Genomic DNA, 24,498 nt, shown 5'->3' on the forward strand with positions numbered 1-24,498 from the left:
AACCTCTTCACCGGACTATGCCGGAGAAGAGGAGACAGCTTTTATGGGTACAGAAAGCAGGTAAGCAGTTAATCAAAAAAATTCATGATTGAATCAAAAACTCCGTCGATGTCCAAATGAGTAGTGTCGATGATGTGGGCATCTTTTGCAGCCACTAGCGGTGCAATTGTGCGGGTTCTATCTTGCAAGTCACGTTCTTTTATCTGCTCAATAATGCGGTCAAGGTCAGCTTCTTTTCCCATCTCTTGCAATTGGTTGAAGCGCCGTGCACCACGTTCTTCTGCTGTTGCATCGAGGAAAAATTTGTATTTCGCGGTGGGAAATACAACAGAACCCATATCTCTTCCTTCTGCCACAAGTGATGTTTGTGTGCTGATTTCCCGTTGAACCCTTTTGAGTGCATTACGGACTGCGGGCAGTTTAGCTACAGAAGATGCCAATGCTGCAACTTCCTCTGTACGGATTTCGTTACCGACAGGTGCACCGTTTACGGAGAGCACAGAGTCAAATCCGATTCCTGAGAGAGAAAACGAATACTGTGCAATGTGGTCTTCGAGTTCTTTTTCGGACATATTTTGTGCTGATTTACCAAATTTCCAGCCAAAGATGCGGAACATAGCTCCGGTATCAAGGTAGGCAATGGAAAGTTCTTGAGCAACACGTTTGGCAAGAGTTGTCTTGCCTACACCAGCGGGACCGTCGAGAGTAACGACGCGCAGGTTATTCTGCATTAAGAATCTCCTTGAGAGCAGAAATAAGTACTTGGTTTTCGCGGGCTGTGCCTATGGAAATACGCAAGTGTTTAGAAAGATTATACCCTTTTACAAGTGGGCGAATAATAAGTCCGCGTTTAAGCAATTCCTCATTAAGGTAGCTGCCATCAACGGGTGCTTCTACCATAATAAAGTTTGCAAGAGACGGATAGACGTTAAAGTCTAACGCTGTGAGTTCTTTTGTAAGATATTCGCGCCCTTCGCGTGTGACCCGCAGTGTCTCTTCAATAAACGGGGTGTCCTTAAGAACTGCTATGCCAGCTTGTTCTGCAAGAATATTAACGTTGAACGGGGCACGGATACGACGGAGATATTCAGCAAGGTCTGGGTGCATAGCACCAAACCCGAGGCGCAACCCTGCAAGCCCAAAGCATTTAGAAAATGTGCGCAGCACGCAAATGTTTTCATATTCTGTAAAGCGGGGCAGCATGGAATATGAGTCTAAATTTTCCGCAAAATCCATGTACGCTTCGTCTACAACCAGCAGGCATTCTTTTGGAAGTTTAGAATGGAGGGAAATAATTTCCTCTACTGGTGGGGCGTAGCCGGAAGGGTTGTCGGGGGTTGTGATGAATACAATAGAAGTGTTTTCATCCACCAAATTCAATAAGTTATCCCAATCAAACGTAAAGTCATCGCGTAGTGGGGTTTGACGAAATTCTATACCGCACAGGCGAGACTGGACTTTATACATGGAAAAGCATGGATCAAACGCAACAATATTGTTTTTGCCGGGGGTCGCTTTTACGCGAATGAGCATATCGATGACTTCATCAGAACCGTTTCCAGTAACAATGGAGTCTTCGGGAATATGAAAATATTGTGCAATGGCTTCGATAAGATGCGGGGTTCCTACTTGAGCGTAACGGAATGCGTGATCTGCATACAGTTTGATAGCATCTTGAACTCGTGGGGATGTTCCCAGCGGGTTTTCGTTACTCGCAAGTTTGATGATGGAATCAAGACCGTACGCTTCTTTGACTTCGTCGATAGACTTTCCTGCCGTGTAGGGCGAAAAGCTTTTAACCTCAGCACGAATAGCTTCACATACTTTTGAGCTCATGTATTGCCCCTTTTCCCAAATTTTTTTCAATACGTTTTGACATACTGCGTGTGCTTAATTTGGCTATTATATATAATGTTACAATTGCAAAAAAGCACACGGAAGTCAGTTAGCCGGACAATAGTTGAGCGCGCTGTGCAAGAAAAATTGCACAACAAAAAAGGACGACCCGCAAGGAGCCGTCCTTTTGAATAGACTACTAAAATGTATATCGCAAGTGGCAGGGTGCTACTTGTCAAAATCCGGTCGTACAGTAAGAACCGGAATGTCCGCGCCGCGTACGATTTTTGCGGCAACAGAGCCAAACAAAATTCTGTCGATACCTGTTCTGCCGTGTGTTCCCATAATAATGAGATCGGCTTTTTCATCATCGGCAATTTCCAGAATCTCTTCCGCAGCAAATCCTGTCACAACTTTACCTGTCGTTTTTATACCGGCGAAGTGTTTTTCAAGGAAGCTTTCCATGCTTTTTTCAGCACCAGTAACAATTTCTCCCACAAAGGATTCAATTGTATTTGGCGGTACATGAAAGCCTACGTACTGATTAAGGGAAGGAGCCGCATAAACAACAATAAGTTCAGCATCAAATTTTTCAGCAAAAAGCTTCGCATACTCTGCGATGTAGGTACTTTCATCAGAAAAATCAACAGCCACAACAGCCTTTTTTATAGCAACCATACTGCCTCCTGAAGGATATCGAGTATCTGTCTATAGCGGGTATCTACGTTATTTTATACCACATATACACCTACTATGTGAAGATAGACAAGGATAAGGTTCTTATGTACGTTGCAGCAGTTGTACATTTTTGCTCGGAATAATAGGCAGAAAATGCCGCATGAAGAGTGTCTAAAAAATGAAAAGCCACGGTTTTCAAGGGTTCAGAGGTTTTGGCAAGCTCTTTGCTTCATTAGCAGTAAATCCTAATCGCCGAGGATATTGTTATGCGAATTAATACTACAGAACAGATTACATCGATAGCGAAGCAGAGTCAGGCAACCAAAGCACCTAAAAGAGCTGCCGACGGTTTCCATAACCTGCTTTCACAGGAACTTGAGTTGCAGACCAAATCTGCAACTGAGGCAGTGTTGCCTCCCGGTACTCACTCCTTAGCGTTTGACCCGCGTTTGAATGCAGATCAGATGGAAGCTGGACAAAAGGCTGTTGATCCAAAACAGGTTGCTGATAAGCTGGAAGGTCTTCTCGATAAATGGGAAAAATATTCCACGCAGATTAGCACGCAAGGATCACCAGATCTTAAAGGTGCGTTTGGGACGCTAAAAGAGCTTGCACATAGTCTGACAACGCTCAAACAGTCCGCACCATCGCTTCAGGCAGAATTTCCAGAACTGGATAACGTGCGCAACGAACTTGAAGTTATGACCGTGACCGAACAGTTTAAATTAAACCGTGGGGATTACCTCGTGTAATACATACGGTAGTGCTGTGTTTGTCTGTAGTGGACTGCACAGAATGCAAGTTGCAAGTGCATACACAGAGTATTTTGCATATCTTGCACAAAAAAATGGAAAAGGCAGCCTACGGGCTGCCTTCTTTCGTAAATAGTGTAGGTGGTAAGCTTAGCGTTTAAGTTCGTGCAGCAGAGTAGTAATTGCTGCTGCGGCGGTCTGGTGTCGTATTTCCGTTCTGGAGCCGCTAAAGACATGATGCTGGGCAAAAACTTGTTCGCCCACCGCAAATCCTATCCAGACAGTCCCCACCGGTTTTTCATCTGTCCCGCCTGTCGGACCAGCAATTCCTGTTACGGATATTGCCACTTGTAAGTCCAGCACTTTTTGCACACCGCGAACCATTGCAAGTGCTGTTTCTTCGCTTACTGCTCCATGTTGCAGTAGTGTTTGATGCGGTACATGAAGCACCTCTTCTTTCACCTCATTGGCATAGGAAACAACGGTTCCCTTGAACCAGTCCGATGAACCGGAAACCTCAGTGAGCAGCATAGATATAAGTCCGCCAGTGCATGATTCTGCTGTGCCGAGCATGTATTTGTTTTGACAAAGAATTTCGCCCAGTTCTGCAATTTGTGTAGATAATTCTGTAATATGCATATGATTGCTCCCTGAGTATTCGCTATCATTGCGGGAGAAGCATAGCAAGCAGTCCTTGCTAGAAACTTAGCGGGCAGTGTACAATGGCAACAAGAACAGGAGGCATAAAATTGACAGATTTTTATTCCCTCTCATCGGCACTTCAAGGCGAGGTCATGACCGACATAGCGAGCGGTTTTTTTGGTGCTCGTAAAGCCATAGATGATGAACGTGAACTTTTTGAATATATTGAAAGTGATATCAGATTAGCAGAGCAGCGTGCGCTGAATATTTGTGCTCAGCTTCAGGCTCTTTTGATTACGAGAGATAATGTTAAAGAGTTGCTACAGCTTCTCGATGTGCCAACAGATTTTTTGCATCGTGTGGAAGAGACAGACCCGTGGCTGAGTATGGAGCTGCCTTTTGCTTTTACAGCAGAAGGACGATACAAAAAGTGTGTTGTTGAGACCTACGAGCGCATGCATAATGCATTTGGTTTCTTTTTGCACGGAGTACCGTATCGAAAAAATACACCGGAAAAATTTGGTAAAACAACAGGGTATTATCGCTATATGCAGTGGTGTGATGATTTAAACAGCCGTATTGAGAAGGTTAACAGAGACCACTCACCTACGGATGTCTTAAGTGTTGTACGTGGCATGGATGTTGATAAAATCGCAAAGCAACGCACCGTCGGTACAGTAAACAGCGAAGTAGGTTGTGTACCGGGCGATGATATGTGTTTGTTGTTGCTCCCGCGCGAAGAGCTTGCAGAAATGGAGCTTCCGGAACTACCTGCGCTTGATGAAAATTTGCCGAAAGGAAATGTCGTCGCAGCAGTTATCAAACGATACGCAGCAGATGTCTACCAGCGAGAGCGAGCAAACGTTGCATCTGTATTGCACATCTTGAAAAAGAACTAGGAGTTGATTCTAATTTGTGAACTTGTGCTGCTGTCATCTTTTCTTCCTCAATGGGGTTTCAGCAAAAAATATATTACGACGTAGGGCTGCTATGTTTTCAATATGTTTTTCACGCCTGCCTTGTAAGGAGAAAAACTGGCGAGCTTCCCATCGTGTACAATATAGAATCTATTTTGAAAAAAATTGCATGTAAAAGGCAGTGTTACACTTCTTCCGGCAGTAATTACAGTTTTCTCTGATTGTGCCGAAGAGGTATGTAGGCTGCCTTTTTTTATGATTTTGTACTACATTGCTGTGCATAAGGCAGGTGGCAGCCTTTAGTAAAAAAGGATACAGGCTTACAAAAAAGCATGTTTATTTTCAGGAGATAGTAATGCGCTGTCGATTTTTAGCTGTGTTTATGGGCGTTGCCCTGAGTGTGTTTACTTTTGTTATTGTGCCTCAGGCAAATGCAGAAGAGCCTATTAAGGTTGTGTATGGGTTTGACAGAGAATTTCCGCCATTTTCTTTTGAAGAAGCAAAAGGAAAAGCCGTCGGGTTTGATGTTGACCTTATCCGTGCCATATTTAAAGGGCAGAACGTAAAATTAGTTACAAGACCGCTTGTATGGGATCATGTATTAATGGAACTTTCTTCCGGTGCAATTGATTTGTCTACCGGTATGGCAAAAACAAAACAGCGCAAACTGCTTTTTAATTTTTCAGAAAAAGCCACGCTGCCGATGAAGGTTCGGCTGTTTACGAAGTACCCGAACAGAGTTGGCAACATAACCTTGCTTCGCGGGCAGACTGTCTCTGTAAAGCGTGGTTCGTTCCAGCAGCGAGTATTGGAAGAATTCGGCGGAATGAATATTAAACCGTATCCTACCAAAGCGGATGCTATTCATGCTCTCGGACGTGATAGGGTACAGGCATACTGTGGACCGGAACAGACAGCATATTACTATTTGAATCGGTTTAAATATGCCAAAATCAGCGCTGTTGGTAGTCTCATGCGTATTACAGACTCATATATTGCGGTAAACCGCGAGAAGGGTCGTATTCTTGAGATGGTAAATAAAGGATTTCAGCGTGTTGTTGCGACAGGTGAATACGACAGAATTTACCGCAAGTGGTTTGTGCCGGAGCTCTATGAAGATGACTTGAACAAACTGTTTGAAGCAGCTTCTGAAGCAGCAGTAAATGCATACGCTCCATATACTAAGGTTCCTGTCGGGGCGGCAGTATTGACTCGTTCAGGCAAAACATACGTAGGGTGTAATGTAGAAACAGCTAAGGAAAATATTACTGCTATTAAAACAGCGGTGCTTAAAGCCATTGCAGATGGTGAATATGATTTTCGTGCTGTAGCTGCGCTTGCCCCTGATGGTTCTGTAGTAGCACCGACAGCAGAAGACAGACAATTTTTATTTGAATTTGGTCGTGGTATTCTTGCTGCAGTTGAACCAGATAAGGGTGATGTAAAAATGATAATGGTATCTCAATTGTTGCCATACCCTACGCTGTCTGGGAACAAAGGTTTTACTTACGATTAATAAAAACTTTTGCTATACATGCACACAACAAAAGCCGACGTAGTCGGCTTTTGTTGTGTGCATAGTTGTAAATACGTATTGTAGAATTATGACCTTGAAAATATCTTTTATAAATCTATTGGTTAACGTAAATACAAAATTGCCGATAAGAACAGTGTTCTGTTGCAGTTAAATTGAGCGTATAGCGTTTAATTCTGTAGCAGGGGGACGCGTATACAGAAAAATTTAGGCATATCGCAAAATCACGACTCTTATACAATTAAGAAGTCATGAACGAGATTTTGTTGTTGCTGATGTAGTTTTCAGCATGATTTTTTTGTTGGAATCGAAGAATGGGGGCTATTGAACACTTATGGACATCAAACGCAAAGCATCAAACTTTTTATTAGTGGGTGTGGTTACAGTACTTCTTTCTGCGCCGGTACTGTACTATTCATTGGAGCATCTTGGTTCCGCATACAACGATTTTTCAAAGCGGGTTGTGACTCGTCAGGAATTATTACTAAGCATTAAATCTCAATTTGGTTATGGTGGTATCATCCATAACTTTAAAAACTATGTGTTGCGTGGCAGTGATAAATATTACAATCGCGTAACAAATAACCAGCAGGCTATTGTTGGTGCGATTACAGAGTACGAAGGTCTTAGTGACATTACGCCTGAAGAGCGACAGGCTCTTGAAAAAATTTCTTCTGTTGTAAAACATTATTTTGATAATGTTCGGCTTGTGAAGCAACTGTGGGCGGAAGGAAAGACCCCGGCAGAAATTGATGCTGTGGTGAAAATTAGCGATACACCAGCCTTTGAAGGATTTGCTGTTGTTGAGAAGTATTACGAAAAGCTCAAAGCTGAGTCTGTTACAGAGTTTACCAGTGCGCTTTCGTTGCTTCATTACGCGTTGATTGCATCTATTTTTGTAGTCACATTCTTACTGATTGGTGTTTGCCTAGGATATGCAAAAACAGCGCGTGAACTCAGCCTTGTGGCAGGAGTAGCTAAACGTGTTGGCAGCGATCCTGAAGTAGTTTCTTCCCTTGATATTGATCGCGCTGACGAGCTTGGTCTTCTTGCGCGTGCACTGAGCAGCATGGTTCAAAGCTTGCGCAAACAAATTTTGGATGCAGAAGAGAAAACTGTAATTGCAGAGCGCAGCACAAACGAAGCCTTGGCAGCGCGTACAGAAGTAGAATCTCGTGAGGAAGAAATTCATAAAATTTCTGCTCAGATCATAACTACTGCGAACAAATCCAGCGAAGCAATGCACTCTGTAGTAGCAACTACTGAGCAGCTTACTGAGCAAATTGAGCACATAGAAGTCGGCGCAAATGAACAGCGGTCACGTATTTCAGAGACAGCTATGTCCATTGAAGAAATGAACGCAACCGTTTTAGATATTGCGCGTAACGCAAGTGACGCTGCACAAAAGGCAGACCAGACCCGTGCACGTTCTGATGAAGGCGCAACCGTTATTGCAGAGCTTAAAGACGCGATCGCATCTGTAACAAAAAGTGCAGAAGATTTACGCGGTGTTATTACAGACCTCGGTGTACAAGCTGATAATATTGGCGGTGTGATTTCAACCATTTCTGACATTGCAGATCAGACTAACCTGCTGGCACTTAACGCTGCAATTGAAGCGGCACGCGCAGGGGAAGCAGGGCGTGGTTTCGCCGTAGTTGCTGATGAAGTACGTAAGCTTGCGGAAAAAACTATGGTTGCAACCCGCGAAGTTATTGAGCAGGTCAGTGGTATTCAGCGTGGCGTTGAAGGAACAGCAAACGTTGCGAATGAAATGGATAAGTCTGTGGAGATCACAACCAGCGGTTCTGACAAGGCGCTTGTCGCTCTTACAGAAATTAATGCTATGGCGGTTGAAACTGCGGATAGTATTCGTTCCATTGCAACAGCTTCTGAACAACAGTCTGCAACCAGTGAGCAGATTAGCAATGCTGTAGCAGAAGTAAGTGATATTGCGACAAACACGACTGAATCCATGAGCGAATTTAGCCGTTCCATGTACGATGTACGCTCTCAGGCAGTAGAGCTTGAATCACTTATGGCTGAGTTGAAGCAGTAACTCTCGGTACTTGCTTTACGAATATAAAGGCTGTCCTACGCATGCAGGACAGCCTTTTTGTTTTTGAGATAGCGAATTGTTAAGCGCGACCACGATATTTGAAAAGGGTGCGAAGTACTTTGCGTGTGAATGGTGAAAAAACTTTTTTGCTGAGAATTGTTCCAGCAACTTTTTTGTTGATTTCACTAACAGTTGGGTATGGATGTATAGCTCCTGCCAGAGTTGATAAAGAAACCTTGCCTCCAAGAATAGCGACCCATTCATTTATAAGCTCACCGGCATGTATTCCGGCGATCTGAACGCCGATAATGCGCCCCTTTTGATCTTGCAGTAGTTTCAATTTTCCTTCCGGCTGGTTTTCGGCAAGTGCACGGTCATTGAATGCGAAAGATTCTGTGTGCACTGTGTACTTGATATCAGCTTGTTGTGCTCGTTTTTCATTGTATCCGATAGAAGCTAGTTCGGGATCACTGTATGTCACCCACGGCAGCAATGTGTAGTCTGCTTTTCGCGGCATCTTAAAAACAGCGTTGGCAATTACAATACCGCCTTCATATCCGGCAGCGTGGGTAAACTGATACTTGCCTGTGATGTCGCCGACAGCATAAATATGCGGCACGTTTGTTCGCATTTTTTCATCAACAGGAATACCTTTTTTCGAATATTCCACACCTGTGTTTTTAAGATTCAAAGCTTCGACAGCAGGTGCTCTTCCAAGTGCGACCAGTAGTTTTTCGCTGGTTACAGTTTGCGAGGAGTCTCCCTTTGTTCCGCAGGTTACTGATATTTGATCGTCATGTTGACTGATTTCTTTGATGCTGGTGTTAGTAACAATGGTAACACCATCTTTACGGAGTGAAGTTTCAACGACTTCTGCCATGTCTGTATCTTCTTTTGAAAGAATATGGGCAGAGCGTTGCAGTAGTGTAACCTGTGAGCCGAGGCGTTGAAATGACTGCGCCATCTCTACCGCAATAGGACCACCCCCGATAACCGTAAGTGTTTTTGGAAGTGTCTTTTGGGAAAAAACAGTTTCGTTAGTAAGGTAGTCAACTTGATCTAGTCCCTTGAATGGTGGCTTTGATGGAGTAGAACCAGCTGCAATGACGATTGTTTTGCCGGAGATGTGTTCAGGTGTTCCACCCTCCGGTGGTTCAAGAGAAATAGTATGCGGGTCTCTAAATGATGCTGTACCGAATCGCACTGTTGCACCAAGCCCTTCAAAGCGCTCTGGTGAATCGTGCGGCTGGATAGTGTCGATGACTGATTGAATATGTGCAGCGACTTTTGCAAAGTCTACTGGGTCTAAATTGGGGGTAGGCAGTCCATAGCTGTCTGCATTTGTCATCTGATGGCGCACTTTTGCACACTTAATCAGAGTCTTACTTGGGACGCATCCATAGTGCAGACAATCTCCACCCATTTGTTTTTCTTTTTCGATTAACAGCACTTTCACGCCTAGCTGTGCTGCACCGGAGGCTATTGTTAAACCAGCAGCGCCGCTACCGATGATGATGAGATCAAAATCATATTCTGCCATGTTAATTGCTCTCTTTTATTTTGCGAATAAATTTCAAAAGGAATTTAGCAAGTAGAGGAAACACGCCAAGGAGGGCAAAAGAAATAATATGTACAGGCTGAAGCACATCAGCAATATCATTAATGGTTGCAAGCTGTTTTCCTGCGTTAACAAAAACAGCAGTTCCGGGTAGCATACCTAGTTGTGAAACCCAAAAAAACGTCCGCAACGGTAGGCTGGTGATGCCCATAATCAGGTTGATCGCGAAGAATGGAAATATTGGGACTAAGCGCACTGTAAAAAGATAGAATGCACCTTCTTTTTTTACCCCATCGTCAATTTTTTTAATTTTGCTGCCAAAGGTGTTTTGTACCCAATCTTTAAGAATATATCTGGAAACAAAGCAGGCGAGTGTTGCACCAATGGTAGATGCAAACGATACTGCAATAAGTGCTGTCCAGAATCCGAATAACCCGCCAGCGGCAAGGGTCATAATTGCCGCTCCTGGAATGGAGAGTGCTGTGACAAGAATGTAGAGAATTACAAATCCTCCTACAACAAGGTACGTGTGCTCATGATGTAACATTCTGAAGGCATCTTGTTTCATTTTGATATATTCAAGCGTCAAATAATCTGTGAGGTCGAAATACCAGACTGCGGTGAGCATGAGTATAATAGAAATGACGATAGTGAGTCTTTTGGCTTGAATTGCTGTCATGAGTGTATCCTTACACCATCGGGTGAGGTTCGGAGGTATGCATAAGGTGGTCTGCACCATATTGTGCAGCACCCCATAGACCGGATTCTTCGTTTTGATTAAGCTTTATTGGGATATTGCTGAATATATCGTTGTGTGGTTCGCAGCCGCGAAATGCTGTTTTGAACTCGTCATGCTCAATGACAATTGGGTTTTTTGCAGCGATTCCGCCTGTTATATATAGCCCGCCGAGGGCAAAAGTATCTAGTACAAAATTACGACATACGCGCCCGTAAAAGCGTGCGAACCACTTCAGAACCGTAGGGTGTTCAGTAAAATGTGCGACAACAGTATGTGACGGCGCAACATTGCCAGTGTGAAATTCAAATAAATGCTCGAGACCGGAGCCGGAAAGCACATGATCTTGAATTATGGTGGTGCGTTGAATTTTTGAACGAAGGAACTCGGCGTACTCAACTTCATCCTTTGTTATGAAAGGAAAGACACCATGCCCTCCCTCTGTTGGTACAGGGAGGTAGCCGCCACTTCTGTCAGGGACAAGGAGAGACTTGCCCAGCCCTGTGCCTGCTCCCAGCATTGCGATAGGGCAGTTGGGGACTGAAGTTCCTGCCGTGATTTCGAGAGCATTGCTAAATGCAGGAGTAGAAACGGCATATGCTTGCGCGAGAAAGTCGTTAATCAGCAACGCATTGGCACAACAAAAAGTATCGGGAATAGTGGTGAGGTCGATGTCCCATGCAATATTCGGAGGGCTGCACCGCAAACCATCTACTACAGGACCAGCGACTCCAAAAATCGCAACATCTGCTTTGATTGGATGTAGGTCAAAATTGGAATGCACCAGCAGTTCAAGTAAATGCGAAAAACTGCTGGCAGCGTTGGTGGAAATCCAAATGCTACTGTCGTATCGTATTTTTTTCCCGTGTATTGTAAATGCGGCAAAGCGGCTATTTGTTCCGCCTATGTCGGCAGCTAGAATTTTCTTCATATGCTGTGTGTCCGGTTCAATGAATGTTTATCACTGCAGTATACGCTTGAGAGAGAAAATGGACTTTTATACAATACTGGATTTTGAATAAAAGTAATAACTAGTCCTAGTTTTTCTGTAAAGTTCAAAAATAAAAGCAGTAATTAATAGTAAAATCTTACTGGCGAGCAATAGTAAAAAATTTAGATAGAATTGGGCGGAGTTGTTCAAGGTAGCCACTAGGGTGTTGTGGGGGCTAGTGCTGCTTAACTGTAGGGGCATTAAGTTTTCGCTTTGCTGAGAAGTGTGAACCATTACTGAGCAGTATTAATTGTGCATAGTAAAAAAGGCTGCAAGGATTATTCCTTGCAGCCTTTGCTTGTGTTTGTTTCTGTCAGTGCTTTTTACGCTTGAGTTGCTATCCAGTCGGAAGCTTCTTTTAGATCGAGTGTTCCGGTGTAAATTGCTTTACCAGAAATAGCACCTTGAAGATTTGCATCTTTTGTGAGTGGGTAGAGCGCTTTAATGTCATCAAGCGTTGCAACACCACCAGCAGCAATTACTGGCACAGAGGCTGTCTGAGCCAACTTGGTAAGAGCCGGAAGGTTTACACCCGTCTGCATACCGTCGCGATCAATATCAGTGTAGATGATGAAAGCTACGCCTTGTTCTTCCAAACGAGGGAGTACATCGTAAATAGTTTGACCGCTGTCTTCTACCCAACCTTTGGTCTTCAGTACGCCGCCCTCAGCATCGAGAGAAACACCGATTTTACCCGGAAAGGCTTTGCAGATAGATCCGAACAATTCTGGCTCTGTAAGTGCGATAGTACCAATGATGAGACGGGATACGCCTGCATCGAGGTATGCTTTTGCTGTTTCAAGATCGCGGATACCACCGCCGAGCTGAACAGGCATGCTCACACTTGAGCAAATATTCTGAATAAGGTCACGGTTGACCGGTTCACCGGAAAAAGCACCATCAAGATCAATTACATGGAGCCATTTTCCGCCTTGTTCCTGCCATTTTTTAGCCATTGCAACCGGATCGGAGGAAAACACAGTTTCCTGATCGGCTTTACCCTGTTTAAGACGAACTGCCTGTCCGCCTTTAATGTCTACAGCAGGAAAAATTATCACAGACCAAGCTCCGTTATCGCCTGACGCATTCCTTCTTCTGCAAGTTGTTCAGCTGTAATCCATTTACCGCTACGCTTAAACCACTTGTCGATGTTGAGAAGGTTGTTTGAAAGGCTTTCTTGAGTTTCTTCAAAGTGAAAACGAGAGATGGAAGGCTCGTCAACATTTACGCGCAATGCGTAAAAGTCCATATTTACCCCAGCGGACTGGAACGCGCCGATTTCGCCGCCTTCTCTAGGAGTCCAGTCAATAACCTGTGGAATAATAAGAACGTCAGCCTTCATGCATAAGCCAACCTGATTCCAGAATTTAAGCGCGTTCATAGGGTCTTCTCTACGCTGGGCAGTGGTAATTTCAAAGCACTGACGTGCAGAAGCACCTCGTAAATAAATGCGCTTAGTTTCTGTAAGCAGAAGTTTTTCAAAATCAGCATCAAGCTTGTTCAGTGTCTCAGCAGAAACTTTAAACTGGTCAGAAGGAATGTATCCGGCGAGTAGCTCACCGGTATTGGTCGGCTGAGTGAACATTGCCAGCCCCATTGTTACTTGCGGTAACTGAGCAGGTGCTTTTGATTTGGAGCAACCGGCAATCATAAACAAGCCAATAAGGCAAAGAATAAGTCCGGCATAACGTAATTTTTTTGGCATTAATCGAGACTCCCTTTGGTACTGAGTAATTGATTTCGGTCGCAGGAAGCAGCCATGCGCAGTGCAAGTCCTAAACCCTTGCATGCTGATTCGAGCAGATGATGCCCATTTTTACCATAAAGGTAAGAAATATGCATGTTTATTCTTGCAGCATAGCTGACCGATTTAAAAAATTCACGCCATAAGTCGGATTCATCACCGGCAATAACTGGCGGAAGCAAGTCATCGCCTCGATATACAAGGTATGGACGACCAGAAATATCAATGTTTATTTCGGAAATAGATTCGTCCATTGGTACTTTTGCCATGCCGATGCGGTTGATACCTTTTCGGTCACCAAGAGCCTCTCGAAGTGCGTTGCCAAGGCAGATACCAATGTCTTCGAGTGTATGATGTGCATCAACGTGTAAATCTCCGTCGCAGAATATATGGAGATCAAATCCGCCCCAGAATGCGATAAGTGTGAGCATATGATCGGCAAAACCCCAACCAGTTTTCACATCTACATTGCTGGTTCCGTCCAGAGTAAGAGTAAGTGATACTTTAGTCTCACTGGTGTCTCTTGTAATGGTTGCGGTACGTTGAGTCATACTTTTTCCTCAAAATATAGTCGCTAGATGGTTAAAAGCCGGGCAAAAAGCCCGGCCTGTGTACACCTAAATATGTGGGTAAGATTGATGACAGCTCAGCACAGAGCATTGTCAGCATTCTTACTCTGCCACTGGTTCCTTCTCTTCTTCGTCAGTTTCATCTTCTTCGGAAATTTCTTCAGAAGGACGACGTCTGCCGAAGAGGGCTGCGATGATGATTGAAATTTCATATAAAATCATCAACGGTCCTGCCATGAGAAGCTGTGATACAACATCTGGTGGTGTAAGAAGGGCAGCCAGAATGAATGAGAAAAGAATAGCAAATTTACGTGCTTTACGCATCATTGTTGCTGTTACAATTCCCAGTCTGCTCAAGAACAGGGCAAAGAGCGGCATTTCAAATACAAGTCCGAACGCAAATATAAGTTTCATTGAGAAACTTAAATATTCGTTCAGCTTAAGCATAGCCTGAATGTTTCCTGTGTTGAAGCTCATGAAAAATTCAAAAGCAAACGGGAAAACAATAAAGTAGGCAAAGGCTCCGCCGCCTATAAAACAGGCAGCAGAGAAGAACGCGATTGGTACAATGTACTTTCGCTCTTCTTCATATAGACCTGGTGCAATGAATGCCCAGATTTGGTAGAAAATGTAAGGGCTGGCGGCAAAAAAACCTGCCAGTGCAGCTACTTTAAGGTAGGTTACAAACGCCTCATGCGGCGCTGTGTAGATAAAAGAACTTTGATCCGGCATAACTGCAACCATTGGCATAACCAGATAATCAAAGAGCTTTTCAGCAAAGCTGTAACAGGCAAGACAACCGATGATAACTGCAAAGCTGATGCGCTTTAAGCGCAGGCGCAGTTCATCAAGATGCTGAAGGAGAGTCATGGATTCCTCTTCTTCCTCATCGTCATCTTCCTCCTCTTCCATTTCGTTAATACGATCTGTCAGAGTGGCAGGAGCGGAATTATCGTCAGAATCACCGCCGTCCGGAGCACTAGGTGCTCCGGACTCGGTGTCATCTATATTGTCATCGTCATGATCTTCAATGCGATCAGGACGCGGACCATCTGAGAAATCTATCTCAGCAGAAGGGTCAGAGTCATCACTTCCGTTGTCGTGCACAGTTTCGTACTCTTCAGTATCATTGGAAGATTCGAGTTCTTCAGTGTGCTCTTTATCGGAAGCAGTTTCATCTGCTTCGGAAGGCTGAGCGTCTGTTTTTTTATCAACGCTCATTATGCCTGTTCCTTCTCGGTCTTTTTGCTTGCAGCTTCAGCTACTGGAGGAACGTCTGCATTGTCAGGTGCAACTGCAAGGTTTCCGGTGGAATCCTGCGCAGATGACTCAGTAGTCGGTTCAGGGGTAGGTGTTGCTTCTGCTTTAGAGTCGTCGCCAAAAATTTTCTTTTCAGCGGCTTTTTTCTCTTTTTCGTGTTCATCCAGTGCTATTTCAGTGTTGATAGTACGCTGAAAATCTGTGGATACACGGCGGAATTCCGCAAGACCCTTCCCAAGAGTACGAGCCACTTTCGGCAAGCTCTTAGGACCCAGCACAATAAGTGCTACAACAAGAATAACCAGTATTTCAGTAGTACCGATTCCAAACATGCAGTCACGCCCAATTAGCTAAGGTTGTTTTATTCCCACTCGATAGTGCTCGGTGGTTTTGATGAGATGTCGTAAACAACGCGGTTCACGCCTGTAACTTCGTTAATGATACGGCTTGAGATTCTTTCAAGCAGTTCAGAAGGAAGACGTGCCCAGTCCGCTGTCATAGCATCTACACTATCAACAATACGTAGGGCAATAACGTTTTCGTAGGTTCTGTCGTCGCCCATTACCCCAACGGTCTTGAGCGGAAGCAGAACAGCAAAGCCCTGCCACACTTTGCGATACCATCCGGATGCAGTCAACTCGTTCTGTACGATTTTATCTGCTTTTCTCAAAATAGTAAGGCGTTCGTCAGTAATTTCGCCAATAATACGGATAGCAAGGCCTGGACCCGGGAATGGGTGACGCCATACTACAGAATCCGGCATGCCAAGCTCAATAGCAACTTTGCGTACTTCATCTTTGAAGAGTTCGCGAAGCGGCTCGATGAGTTCGAGTTCCATATCTTCAGGCAGACCGCCAACGTTATGGTGGCTTTTAATAACTGCGGAAGGACCTTTGTGGGAGATAGATTCGATTACATCAGGGTACAGAGTGCCCTGTGCAAGGAATTTAACGTTGTTGATGCGAGATGCTTCTGCATCGAAAACTTCGATGAATTCGTAACCGATGATCTTACGTTTTTTCTCTGGGTCTTCAACGCCATCAAGCTTGGATAAGAAGCGATCGCGTGCGTCAACTACGGTCAGGTTGAGGTCGAAGTGTTCGCGCAGGTAGCTGGAAACTTCTTCAACTTCGTTCTGGCGCATAAGACCGTTATCTACAAAGATGCAGTGGAGGCGGTGACCGATTGCTTTGTTCAAAAGAACTGCAACAACGGTGGAGTCGATACCACCGGAAAGACCACAAACCACGTTGCCTTCAGGACCAACAGTTTCCTGACAATCTTTAATTACAGCATCAATAAAGCCGGACATAGTCCAGTCTGGTTTGATGCCAGCAATTTTGAAAAGGAAGTTGTTAATCATGGTGTCGCCACCCTCAGAGTGGTGCACTTCCGGGTGGTACTGGAGAGCGTAGATGTTTTTTTCTACACACGCCATCGCGGCAACTTCGAGAGTTTCTGTAGAGCCAATAACTTCGAAGGAAGGTGGCACAGATTTAACCTGATCGCCGTGAGACATCCATACACGTAAAGATTCTTCACGGTTAAGATCAGCAAAGAGAGGGCAGTCTGCGGTCATGTTAAAGTCCGCAGGGCCGTACTCGCGTGTTTCAGAGCTTGCAAGTTCGCCACCCAGATTGTGGGCGAGAAGCTGCATGCCGTAGCAGATACCGAGTACTGGTACGCCAAGTTCGAGCAGACCCATATCGAGAGTTGGTGCTTCGTCATCACCAACGCTTGAAGGACCGCCGGAAAGGATTACAGCGGAAGGATTCATTGCTTTGACTTCTTCGGCTGTAACGATGCAAGGGTGAATTTCAGAGTATACGCCTGCTTCGCGTACGCGACGCGCGATAAGCTGAGTAAACTGAGAGCCGTAGTCAACAATAATGACTTTGCTAAGTGCGTCCATAATGTCCTCTAAAAAGAGAGATTAGTTCTCAACTCGGTAGTTGGGAGCTTCTTTTGTAATGATAACGTCGTGAACGTGAGATTCACGCAGACCTGCAGCAGAAATTTCTACCATTTTAGAAACTTCAGGCATGTCAGTAATAGTCTTTGCGCCAATGTAGCCCATACCGGAACGGAGACCGCCCATTAACTGGTGCACGGAATCCTGTACAGGTCCTTTATATGGAACACGTCCAACAATGCCTTCTGGAACAAGCTTCTTGCTCTTTTCCTGGAAGTAACGGTCAGAGCTACCAGCTTTCATTGCATCGATGGAACCCATGCCACGGTAGTTTTTGTAACGACGACCCTGATAGAGAACTGTTTCACCCGGGGATTCGTCTGTACCGGCGAAGAGGGAGCCAATCATGATGGAAGATGCACCAACACAAAGGGCTTTTACAATATCACCGGAGTACTTGATGCCACCGTCAGCAATGATATGGCGACCAAATTCTTTAGCAGCTTTGCAGCATTCCTGAACAGCTGTAATCTGTGGAACACCAACACCAGCAACAATACGGGTTGTGCAGATAGAACCAGGTCCAATCCCAACCTTAACGGTGTCTGCGCCAGCTTCGAACAATGCTTTTGCGCCTTCGTAGGTTGCAACGTTACCTGCAATGATCTGTGCATCAGGGAACTCGGTGCGGATAGATTCTACAGCTTTAAGAATATTTAATGAGTGACCGTGAGCGGAGTCGAGAACGAGCACGTCTGCGCCTGCATCAAGCAGAGCTTTCGCACGTTCTTTACAATCTGCGCCTACACCCAATGCTGCTGCCACACGCAGACGACCATTTTCATCTTTACATGCGTTAGGATATTTAATTTCTTTTTCAATATCCTTCATGGTGATGATGCCCTGCAAGTGGTTGTCGCTGTCAACTACGAGCACTTTTTCAATGCGGTGCTTGTGCAGGTGCTCTTTTGCCTGCTCCAGAGTTGTGCCAACAGGAACAGTTACCAGCTTGTCTTTTGTCATCATTTCAGAAACGAGCGTGGTGTCTGGGTCGTCAACAAAACGGACGTCACGGTTTGTTATAATACCGACAAGATTGCCGTTTTCAACAACCGGAAGACCGGAAATTCTGTAAGTAGACATAACTTCGAGAGCCTGAGTGATGGTCAAGGAAGGCTCAACAGTTACTGGATCAAGAATCATTCCGGATTCTGATTTTTTTACTTTTTCTACTTCAAGGCACTGCTGCTCAAGCGGCATGTTCTTGTGAACAACGCCGATGCCACCGTGTCTTGCCATCGCGATAGCCATGTCAGATTCGGTGACGGTATCCATTGCTGCTGAAATCAGCGGAATGTTCAGTGCGATGGAATTAGTGAGCTGAGTGGATAAGTCCACCTGATCCGGCGTGGCTTCAGAATAACCAGGAAGAAGCAACACGTCGTCAAAAGTCAGTGCTTTGCCTAAGATTACGCTCATGGTGTGGGTCTCCAAATTCGTTTTGGGTAGCTATTAAAAAAGGCCACAGTAGCGTAAATTCACGCATTTAACCGGCCTGGAGTTCAGTACTTTCTTCCCTAGCAAGTAGGCGGATAGTACTTTAGGTAATCCCGTTAGCGTATGCGTCCTTTAGGTCTATGTCAACGCTTATTATACTTTTTATATGGTAGTGAAACCGATACCGAGCATTATATCACAAAAAAAAGAAAATATACTTTGATACAGCATGAGACATAACCTTGATACGCTGCGGGACAACCTATGCAAAAAGCGCATTGCAAGTGCAATGCGCTTTTGAAATTAGAAAAACATCAGCATGTTATTTTTTATCAAGTTCTTTTTGTGCTGCTATCTTAAGATGATTTTCAGCAGCTGATTCAACAATTTTCTGGAACTGTATTTTACCCTCGGCAGGTTTATCCAGATAGTATGTAAGCAGTATGCCTAAATTATACCGAGCGGAAGGATCGTCCGCGATGCTCAAAGATGTTTCAAATGCTTTGGCAGCGTTGGTGTAACTTTCCAGTTTAAAGTTCGCCATGCCGAGCATGTAGAACAGGTGGGCGTTACTAGGCTGAGCTGCAATGCCGCGCTGGATAAACTTACGCGCCTGACTGTATTCCCCGTCTTCCATGAAGTGTCGGGCAATTTCTTCAATCAGTTTTACATTATTTGCATCTTTTTTGAGTTTCCCCATCAAGTCTGCAATATGTGCTGAATTGTCTGGTTTAGACTGTTCTGAGGTGGCATTGCGTGACTGTACAAAGTTGGTCAGACTCGGGTGATTCGTACGGTAGACACCAGAGGTGACCAGCATTGCTGCGAATCCCAAAAGGATTGCCGCAATGAATATTTTTGCAGCGGCGTTCGGCTGCTTCATTGGAGTTTTAGTCATTCATTAACTCCATTTGGCGAATGCGTTTGCTGAGTTCGCAATGCTTACGGGCAATAACAAAAAGGTAACCTGCAATGCCTACCCATACTGCAACATTAGCCATGAGGAGCCAGTTGGAGCTTTCCATGATGAATCTCCTTGTGTGCCTCGTAAAATAAGGCGGTTATATTTCGTCGTGTGTTGTTAAGTTATCAATTCGGTCAGACAACGCCATCTGTGAAGATCGAATCCCCACAAGAGCAGCCCAGATAAGACCGAAGCAGAGAACGCAGACAATAACAGTAAGTTTCATTTCCGGTTCCAGCCCACCTGTCTTGCTGTTGAATACAGCAGGGTGGATGGAGCGCCAAAGGCGTGCGGAAAGAAATACAAGAGGTACGTCGATAAAAGCGGCAATGCCGACAACAGAGCTGACTACCGCTTTGCGTTCTGTCGAAAGGGACATGGAGCGCAGGATAAGATAGCCTGCGTAAACGAACCACATAACAAGGGTTGTTGTTAAGCGAGGGTCCCATGTCCACCAGACGCCCCAGCTGTGGCGTCCCCAGATCATTCCGGTAACAAGTGCAAGCCCGCTGAAAAGAACACCTACTTCAGCAGAGGCGGCAGCAAAGTTGTCCCAGAATCGTTTACGGGTTTTGAGGTACAGAATGGAGGCAATGAATACACAGAAGAAGCTGAAGAGTGACCACCACGCCAGCGGCAGATGGGTGTAGAACACCTTCTGCACAATGCCCATAACCTGTTCAACAGGGGCATACTGGTAGATGAGGTACTGGCTCAACGCCATTGCCGGTGCGGCTAAGAGTGCCACAGGTGCTATCCATTTTGTTCGCATCATATCCTCTGTAACTGTTATATGCGTATCTGACATTTTTTGAATAAGAAAACAGTCAGTTACTGATAAAGTGCTTCCTATCCTTGCGAGCGTAATACGGCGAACATGTCCGTATTCTATTCTTCGCCGCTGTAAACAAAGCCGAAGAGCAATAGCCCAGCTGCTCCGAATAGTGCGTCGAAGGCACAGGCGATGCCAAGCCAGTCGCCAAAGCCTTCCGGAATGATTCCGGAAAATGCAGCGGAGCCGATACGCACGCCTGCAAGCAATATAGGAATAAGCAACGGGAACAGAATGATAGAGAGTAAAGACTCTTTTGCAGCCTGTCCCTGAGAAAGCGCACCAAGCAGCGCGCCGAGCAAAATTAATCCAAGGTCAATAGCAAGGAGCATTGCCAACCCTATGTGCCATAAATGAGACACGGATTGACCAAGGAAGACAATTGTTGCTGGCAAAAATACTGCCTGAGCACATAAAAGAAGAATAAAGCCGCCCAATGCCTTACCAATCCAGACTGCCTGCACAGGCGCTGGGGAAAGAAGTAAGCCGAAACGGGCACCGTTTTGTTCTTCCAGACTGAATAATGTATTGAAAACAAGTACCTGACAGAAAACTGATGCCAGCCAGAATATGGCAGCAGCAGCCTGTGCACTCATTTTTTCACCGATCTGTTGGGATAAACTGAATACAAAGATAAGCAGTAAGCCGAGTAAAAGCGCCTGAATAAGACCTGTGCCTCGCGCAAGCACGAGTTTAAGATCTTTTGCAGCTATTGAAACAGCAGCCCTTAGCATACCGCCTCCGGTGTGTAGCCTTGTGCTTGACCAAAGTACTCTACCTGCTTGTCGCGGATAGCAAGTACATTGTCAGCACGTACAAGGTCAGCAGCAACCGAATGGCTGATCCAGACTAATCCTGCACCGCGCTCTTTTGCCGCAGCAATCTCGTTGTGCAAGATGCCCATAGAACGGACATCCAACCCAGTTCCCGGCTCATCGAGCAGGATCAGGGACGGCTGAAGTAAGAACACGCGAGCAAGATTCAAGCGCTGCGCCATGCCTCGAGAAAAACAACCGGCGCGCTCAAAAGCAAAACGTTTCAGCTCTACACGGTCAAGTGCGTTCAGCAAGGTTTTCTCGTCCGTCTTTTGCCCATGCAGGCTAGACCAGAATGACAAGTTTTCAATGGCTGACAAATCAGGATAGATAAAGGTTTGATGCCCTACATATCCAATTTTATTGTTTTCTACTGTAAGCTCAACGTTTCCGGCGGTAGGCTCGGAAAGTCCTGCCATAATCTTGAGCAAGGTCGATTTACCAGCACCGTTAGGACCAGCCAGCAATGTGACAGTGCCTGATTCAATAGTGCAGGAAACGTCCTTGATAATTAGACGGTTGCCATACATTTTGGCAACCTTGTCCAGTTTAAGCAGCATCCGTTACCTTTTCAGATTTTCGGAATCGGGTGAACCCGATGAACGGGAAGAGACACATAATCGTACCACCAATCCAGAACCAGTTAACCATAGGCTCAATACTTAATGTAACTGTGATGTTACCTTGAGTGTCTGCGCCTAACAGAGATGAGTATAACTCTTCTCCAAAGGACGGAATGATAGATACTTCTGCGAAGGATCTGTTTTTACCGAATTTATGGTAAAGGCGGCGCTGAGGCTCAAGTGTACCTATGAGCTTGCCGTCTTCATAAACATCAATGTCAGCTTGAAGGAAGATGTATTCCCTTGCTTCGCCTTCATACAGCTCTTTGTACTTGAAGGTATATCCTTCAAGAGTAACTGTCTCACCGCGTTTAATCTGTGTTTGCAGTTCCTGCTTGTATGGTCCGGAGAATGCAATACCGATGACGATAAGCGCTACCCCGAGGTGTACGCCGTATGCACCGATGGCACGGTTGCTTTTGCGTGTAGAGGCATCCGTTGCGAACAACAACACGATACCAACAATACAGGCCGCAGCGGAAGCGACAGCAAGGATTGAAACAGGAATTGTGTATCCGGAAAGGTACATAGCAACACCTGTCACAACAAAAACTACGCTTACCGCACCGAACATGATGCCGCTTTTAACGCCGCCGTTCCATTTCATCCAAGGGCAGATCATAAGCAGTACAGAAATGATTGCTGCCAAAGGCATGCAAACGCTGTTGTAGAACTTCTGGTCTAAACCTTGCGGGTTTTCTGTGAAGAACTTGGAGAAAACCGGCCACATAGTGGCGATAAGAATGATAACGCCCAGTGCAATAAGGAACCACGCAGCAACCAGCAGCAAACCTTCACGGCTGAAAAGTTCTGCCATAGGTTTTGCTTTTGGATTTTTACTCGTGATTGCTGCAAACAAGGACAGCACGGTGAAGAATATAATAAAAATGAGCAGTGGCGTTCCAACGCTACCACCGCCGAATGCATGCAGAGATTCAACAACACCACTACGGACAAGGTAGGTTGCAAACAACGCAGAAATACTTGTGAGTGCAACAAGGAAGGTGTTTGTTCTGTGCAGCTTACCGCGACGGGTTTCGATAACGGAGGTATGCAAAAATGCAGAGCCTACAAGCCACGGAATAAGAGAGGCGTTTTCTACAGGGTCCCATGCCCAGTAACCACCCCAGCCGAGTTCCATGTATGACCACCAGCAACCGAGGATAATACCTGCGGTAAGGGTGAGCCATGCAAAAAGAATCATGTTGCGGGAAGCATCTGTCCAGCTGTCTTCGTTATGCTGACTTCTGTTCAACGCCTGTGCTAGAGCAAGGCAGCTTGGAATGGTAAAGCCACCGTAGCCAAGGAATAACAATGGCGGGTGGAAGATCATACCAGGGTTCTGCAACAGCGGGTTCAAACCGTTACCGTCAGCAGGAATAGGGCTGATGAGGGTAAATGGGTTTGACCATGTAGTCAGTAGGAATAAGAAAAAGCTGGTAAAGGTAAAGAAGAGCATCCAGAACCACATTTTAGTGCCATCTGAAAGCGCTTTGTATGCGTTAGTATAAAGAAAAATCATGCCGCATAACGCAACAGACCATGCCCAGAACAGTAATGAACCGGCTTGTCCTGCCCAAAAGGCGGTTACGCGATAAAAAAGTGGAAGGTCGAGGCTGGTGTAGCTTGCGACATAGTAGTTTGAAAAATCAAAATTAACCAGCGCCCATAAAAGAATGGATGAACTTACAGTGATGAGCGTTGTTATCATCATCTGTGAGGTTTCAATCCAGTGCAGCAGGGTAGAGCGCCCCTGCCAAATCTGCAATGCAGCGACTGCGCCGAAGCCAAGGGCAAACAGCAAAGACGCTACCAGCAGCAAAAATGCTAAGAGATGCATAATGCTCCTTCAGCCGGTATAACGGCAGCGTGGGGGAAGTAGTACGGAGAGAATAGTTTTCGGTGTGCAGCCGGTTATTCTCTATTTTTCTTTTCGTACTTCGATGGACATTTAGTCATAAGCGTACGGGCTTGAAACGCCTTGGTGGCGTTATCAATATTGCCTTCAACAATAACTTCTGCACCGGATTTAAATGTATCCGGCACTGCGCCATTGAATACAACAGGCAATACAATTTTCTTGTCGTGAGCATCTTCAAGCATAAAACTAACACCAAGACCCTCCTCATGTCGCTTGATTTCGCCTGCCTTAACGGTACCGAAAAGGCGTGCTGAGCCAAGCTGATCTGGTGTCATTGCTAATGCTTCAGAAACTTCAAGAAAATATACGCTGTTTTGTGAAAAACCGGTGAAAAGCAAGTACCCAAGACCTCCTAAAAAGAGGAACAGGGCAGCAATGTATACGCTTTTTCCGTTTTTCTTTGCCATAGTGTCTCCTGACAGTGTCTAGTTTATGGACAGATATGTCCGACAGTATCTGAGCCTTTCTCCCCCGGTTCAGATGCCTTTTCAAATAATTGGTTTGGTGCTTCATTGCAACAAATAGTTTGCAGACTATATCTGTCGGATATCCGTTGCAGGTTGCATGGAGCAACAAAAACTGTTCCTGTCAGCACGCAAAAAGCAGACTTTCTGCCGTAGCGTATCGGAACCAGTAAATATGTTATTAGTTGCTATAC

Annotated in this window: 25 protein-coding genes; 4 read left to right on the forward strand and 21 right to left on the reverse strand. The window is 45.2% G+C overall.

Annotated features, from left to right (window positions below; all coding sequences use genetic code 11):
- Positions 1 to 68: 68 nt before the first annotated feature.
- From cmk to N4A56_RS02785, 3 genes are all read right to left on the reverse strand, one after another.
- On the reverse strand, positions 69 to 731 hold the full coding sequence (gene cmk, locus N4A56_RS02775; RefSeq protein WP_295544925.1) for a (d)CMP kinase: 663 nt from the start codon (positions 729 to 731) through the stop codon (positions 69 to 71).
- Positions 721 to 1,836, reverse strand: coding sequence for a histidinol-phosphate transaminase (gene hisC / locus N4A56_RS02780; RefSeq protein ID WP_295544927.1), 1,116 nt, complete (start codon positions 1,834 to 1,836; stop codon positions 721 to 723). The genes cmk and hisC overlap by 11 nt, the downstream gene beginning before the upstream one ends.
- 228 nt (positions 1,837 to 2,064) lie before the next feature.
- The gene (locus N4A56_RS02785; RefSeq protein ID WP_293668440.1) at positions 2,065 to 2,514 is read right to left on the reverse strand and encodes a universal stress protein; all 450 of its coding nucleotides are present in this window, start codon (positions 2,512 to 2,514) and stop codon (positions 2,065 to 2,067) included.
- A gap of 266 nt (positions 2,515 to 2,780) precedes the next feature.
- Here N4A56_RS02785 and N4A56_RS02790 point away from each other — a divergent pair, with 266 nt between their 5' ends.
- Entirely contained in the window at positions 2,781 to 3,266 is a 486-nt protein-coding gene (locus N4A56_RS02790; RefSeq protein WP_293668441.1) for a hypothetical protein, read from the forward strand.
- A 150-nt stretch (positions 3,267 to 3,416) separates the two neighbouring features.
- Here N4A56_RS02790 and N4A56_RS02795 read toward each other — a convergent pair whose 3' ends face one another.
- Positions 3,417 to 3,905 carry a CinA family protein gene (locus N4A56_RS02795; RefSeq protein ID WP_295544929.1) on the reverse strand — a complete coding sequence of 163 codons (489 nt, stop codon included), beginning with the start codon at positions 3,903 to 3,905 and terminating at the stop codon, positions 3,417 to 3,419.
- 110 nt (positions 3,906 to 4,015) lie between these two features.
- Here N4A56_RS02795 and N4A56_RS02800 point away from each other — a divergent pair, with 110 nt between their 5' ends.
- The 3 genes from N4A56_RS02800 (at position 4,016) to N4A56_RS02810 (ending at position 8,418) form a co-directional block, all read left to right on the forward strand.
- Positions 4,016 to 4,807: a hypothetical protein gene (locus tag N4A56_RS02800; RefSeq protein ID WP_295544930.1), complete on the forward strand. Its 792-nt coding sequence runs from the start codon at positions 4,016 to 4,018 to the stop codon at positions 4,805 to 4,807.
- Between the two features lie 373 nt (positions 4,808 to 5,180).
- Entirely contained in the window at positions 5,181 to 6,341 is a 1,161-nt protein-coding gene (locus N4A56_RS02805) for a cytidine deaminase (protein ID WP_293668445.1), read from the forward strand.
- A gap of 352 nt (positions 6,342 to 6,693) precedes the next feature.
- Positions 6,694 to 8,418: a methyl-accepting chemotaxis protein gene (locus N4A56_RS02810; RefSeq protein ID WP_295544933.1), complete on the forward strand. Its 1,725-nt coding sequence runs from the start codon at positions 6,694 to 6,696 to the stop codon at positions 8,416 to 8,418.
- A gap of 79 nt (positions 8,419 to 8,497) precedes the next feature.
- On the opposite strand, the gene N4A56_RS02815 is transcribed toward N4A56_RS02810, so the two are convergent.
- The 17 genes from N4A56_RS02815 to N4A56_RS02895 form a co-directional block, all read right to left on the reverse strand.
- On the reverse strand, positions 8,498 to 9,958 hold the full coding sequence (locus N4A56_RS02815) for an FAD-dependent oxidoreductase (protein ID WP_295544935.1): 1,461 nt from the start codon (positions 9,956 to 9,958) through the stop codon (positions 8,498 to 8,500).
- Between the two features lies 1 nt (position 9,959).
- Positions 9,960 to 10,655 carry a TVP38/TMEM64 family protein gene (locus tag N4A56_RS02820; RefSeq protein WP_295544936.1) on the reverse strand — a complete coding sequence of 232 codons (696 nt, stop codon included), beginning with the start codon at positions 10,653 to 10,655 and terminating at the stop codon, positions 9,960 to 9,962.
- A gap of 10 nt (positions 10,656 to 10,665) precedes the next feature.
- Positions 10,666 to 11,643 carry a glucokinase gene (locus N4A56_RS02825; RefSeq protein ID WP_295544938.1) on the reverse strand — a complete coding sequence of 326 codons (978 nt, stop codon included), beginning with the start codon at positions 11,641 to 11,643 and terminating at the stop codon, positions 10,666 to 10,668.
- A 383-nt stretch (positions 11,644 to 12,026) separates the two neighbouring features.
- A complete protein-coding gene (hisA, locus tag N4A56_RS02830; protein WP_295544940.1) occupies positions 12,027 to 12,761 on the reverse strand; it encodes a 1-(5-phosphoribosyl)-5-[(5-phosphoribosylamino)methylideneamino]imidazole-4-carboxamide isomerase in 735 nt (244 codons plus the stop codon).
- Positions 12,758 to 13,408: a hypothetical protein gene (locus N4A56_RS02835; protein ID WP_293668456.1), complete on the reverse strand. Its 651-nt coding sequence runs from the start codon at positions 13,406 to 13,408 to the stop codon at positions 12,758 to 12,760. Before N4A56_RS02835 ends, hisA begins: the two co-directional genes overlap by 4 nt.
- Positions 13,408 to 13,998 carry an imidazoleglycerol-phosphate dehydratase HisB gene (hisB, locus tag N4A56_RS02840; RefSeq protein WP_295544941.1) on the reverse strand — a complete coding sequence of 197 codons (591 nt, stop codon included), beginning with the start codon at positions 13,996 to 13,998 and terminating at the stop codon, positions 13,408 to 13,410. The genes N4A56_RS02835 and hisB overlap by 1 nt, the downstream gene beginning before the upstream one ends.
- Before the next feature lie 120 nt (positions 13,999 to 14,118).
- Positions 14,119 to 15,237, reverse strand: a complete 1,119-nt coding sequence (gene tatC, locus N4A56_RS02845; RefSeq protein ID WP_295544943.1) for a twin-arginine translocase subunit TatC — start codon at positions 15,235 to 15,237, stop codon at positions 14,119 to 14,121.
- Positions 15,237 to 15,608: a Sec-independent protein translocase protein TatB gene (tatB, locus tag N4A56_RS02850; RefSeq protein WP_293668462.1), complete on the reverse strand. Its 372-nt coding sequence runs from the start codon at positions 15,606 to 15,608 to the stop codon at positions 15,237 to 15,239. Before tatB ends, tatC begins: the two co-directional genes overlap by 1 nt.
- A 29-nt stretch (positions 15,609 to 15,637) precedes the next feature.
- Positions 15,638 to 17,188, reverse strand: coding sequence for a glutamine-hydrolyzing GMP synthase (gene guaA / locus N4A56_RS02855; protein WP_295544946.1), 1,551 nt, complete (start codon positions 17,186 to 17,188; stop codon positions 15,638 to 15,640).
- A gap of 21 nt (positions 17,189 to 17,209) precedes the next feature.
- Positions 17,210 to 18,667, reverse strand: coding sequence for an IMP dehydrogenase (gene guaB, locus N4A56_RS02860; RefSeq protein ID WP_295544947.1), 1,458 nt, complete (start codon positions 18,665 to 18,667; stop codon positions 17,210 to 17,212).
- A 340-nt stretch (positions 18,668 to 19,007) separates the two neighbouring features.
- Positions 19,008 to 19,583 (reverse strand): hypothetical protein, encoded by a 576-nt coding sequence (locus tag N4A56_RS02865; protein ID WP_293668467.1) that lies wholly within the window; start codon positions 19,581 to 19,583, stop codon positions 19,008 to 19,010.
- On the reverse strand, positions 19,576 to 19,710 hold the full coding sequence (locus N4A56_RS02870) for a CcmD family protein (RefSeq protein WP_293668469.1): 135 nt from the start codon (positions 19,708 to 19,710) through the stop codon (positions 19,576 to 19,578). The genes N4A56_RS02865 and N4A56_RS02870 overlap by 8 nt, the downstream gene beginning before the upstream one ends.
- A 36-nt stretch (positions 19,711 to 19,746) precedes the next feature.
- A complete protein-coding gene (gene ccsA, locus N4A56_RS02875; RefSeq protein WP_293668471.1) occupies positions 19,747 to 20,421 on the reverse strand; it encodes a cytochrome c biogenesis protein CcsA in 675 nt (224 codons plus the stop codon).
- 116 nt (positions 20,422 to 20,537) lie between these two features.
- Entirely contained in the window at positions 20,538 to 21,215 is a 678-nt protein-coding gene (locus N4A56_RS02880; RefSeq protein WP_293668472.1) for a heme exporter protein CcmB, read from the reverse strand.
- A complete protein-coding gene (locus N4A56_RS02885; protein WP_295544949.1) occupies positions 21,209 to 21,856 on the reverse strand; it encodes an ABC transporter ATP-binding protein in 648 nt (215 codons plus the stop codon). Before N4A56_RS02885 ends, N4A56_RS02880 begins: the two co-directional genes overlap by 7 nt.
- Positions 21,846 to 23,759 (reverse strand): cytochrome c-type biogenesis CcmF C-terminal domain-containing protein, encoded by a 1,914-nt coding sequence (locus N4A56_RS02890; RefSeq protein ID WP_293668475.1) that lies wholly within the window; start codon positions 23,757 to 23,759, stop codon positions 21,846 to 21,848. Before N4A56_RS02890 ends, N4A56_RS02885 begins: the two co-directional genes overlap by 11 nt.
- A 74-nt stretch (positions 23,760 to 23,833) precedes the next feature.
- Positions 23,834 to 24,247, reverse strand: coding sequence for a cytochrome c maturation protein CcmE (locus N4A56_RS02895; protein ID WP_293668477.1), 414 nt, complete (start codon positions 24,245 to 24,247; stop codon positions 23,834 to 23,836).
- Positions 24,248 to 24,498: the final 251 nt, after the last annotated feature.

The organism is Halodesulfovibrio sp. (assembly GCF_025210605.1).
Classification (GTDB): Bacteria; Desulfobacterota; Desulfovibrionia; order Desulfovibrionales; family Desulfovibrionaceae; genus Halodesulfovibrio.

Bases quoted from the DNA above. Each gene is read 5' to 3' on its own strand.
- N4A56_RS02815 (WP_295544935.1), bottom strand. From the start codon at position 9,958: ATGGCAGAATATGATTTTGATCTCATCATCATCGGTAGCGGCGCTGCT.
- tatC (WP_295544943.1), bottom strand. From the start codon at position 15,237: ATGAGCGTTGATAAAAAAACAGACGCTCAGCCTTCCGAAGCAGATGAA.
- guaA (WP_295544946.1), bottom strand. From the start codon at position 17,188: ATGGACGCACTTAGCAAAGTCATTATTGTTGACTACGGCTCTCAGTTT.
- N4A56_RS02890 (WP_293668475.1), bottom strand. From the start codon at position 23,759: ATGCATCTCTTAGCATTTTTGCTGCTGGTAGCGTCTTTGCTGTTTGCC.
- N4A56_RS02865 (WP_293668467.1), bottom strand. From the start codon at position 19,583: ATGACTAAAACTCCAATGAAGCAGCCGAACGCCGCTGCAAAAATATTC.
- hisC (WP_295544927.1), bottom strand. From the start codon at position 1,836: ATGAGCTCAAAAGTATGTGAAGCTATTCGTGCTGAGGTTAAAAGCTTT.
- tatB (WP_293668462.1), bottom strand. From the start codon at position 15,608: ATGTTTGGAATCGGTACTACTGAAATACTGGTTATTCTTGTTGTAGCA.
- N4A56_RS02885 (WP_295544949.1), bottom strand. From the start codon at position 21,856: ATGCTGCTTAAACTGGACAAGGTTGCCAAAATGTATGGCAACCGTCTA.
- N4A56_RS02785 (WP_293668440.1), bottom strand. From the start codon at position 2,514: ATGGTTGCTATAAAAAAGGCTGTTGTGGCTGTTGATTTTTCTGATGAA.
- N4A56_RS02835 (WP_293668456.1), bottom strand. From the start codon at position 13,408: ATGCCAAAAAAATTACGTTATGCCGGACTTATTCTTTGCCTTATTGGC.
- N4A56_RS02880 (WP_293668472.1), bottom strand. From the start codon at position 21,215: ATGCTAAGGGCTGCTGTTTCAATAGCTGCAAAAGATCTTAAACTCGTG.
- N4A56_RS02790 (WP_293668441.1), top strand. From the start codon at position 2,781: ATGCGAATTAATACTACAGAACAGATTACATCGATAGCGAAGCAGAGT.
- ccsA (WP_293668471.1), bottom strand. From the start codon at position 20,421: ATGCGAACAAAATGGATAGCACCTGTGGCACTCTTAGCCGCACCGGCA.
- guaB (WP_295544947.1), bottom strand. From the start codon at position 18,667: ATGAGCGTAATCTTAGGCAAAGCACTGACTTTTGACGACGTGTTGCTT.
- cmk (WP_295544925.1), bottom strand. From the start codon at position 731: ATGCAGAATAACCTGCGCGTCGTTACTCTCGACGGTCCCGCTGGTGTA.
- N4A56_RS02820 (WP_295544936.1), bottom strand. From the start codon at position 10,655: ATGACAGCAATTCAAGCCAAAAGACTCACTATCGTCATTTCTATTATA.
- N4A56_RS02810 (WP_295544933.1), top strand. From the start codon at position 6,694: ATGGACATCAAACGCAAAGCATCAAACTTTTTATTAGTGGGTGTGGTT.
- N4A56_RS02895 (WP_293668477.1), bottom strand. From the start codon at position 24,247: ATGGCAAAGAAAAACGGAAAAAGCGTATACATTGCTGCCCTGTTCCTC.
- N4A56_RS02825 (WP_295544938.1), bottom strand. From the start codon at position 11,643: ATGAAGAAAATTCTAGCTGCCGACATAGGCGGAACAAATAGCCGCTTT.
- N4A56_RS02805 (WP_293668445.1), top strand. From the start codon at position 5,181: ATGCGCTGTCGATTTTTAGCTGTGTTTATGGGCGTTGCCCTGAGTGTG.
- hisB (WP_295544941.1), bottom strand. From the start codon at position 13,998: ATGACTCAACGTACCGCAACCATTACAAGAGACACCAGTGAGACTAAA.
- N4A56_RS02795 (WP_295544929.1), bottom strand. From the start codon at position 3,905: ATGCATATTACAGAATTATCTACACAAATTGCAGAACTGGGCGAAATT.
- N4A56_RS02870 (WP_293668469.1), bottom strand. From the start codon at position 19,710: ATGGAAAGCTCCAACTGGCTCCTCATGGCTAATGTTGCAGTATGGGTA.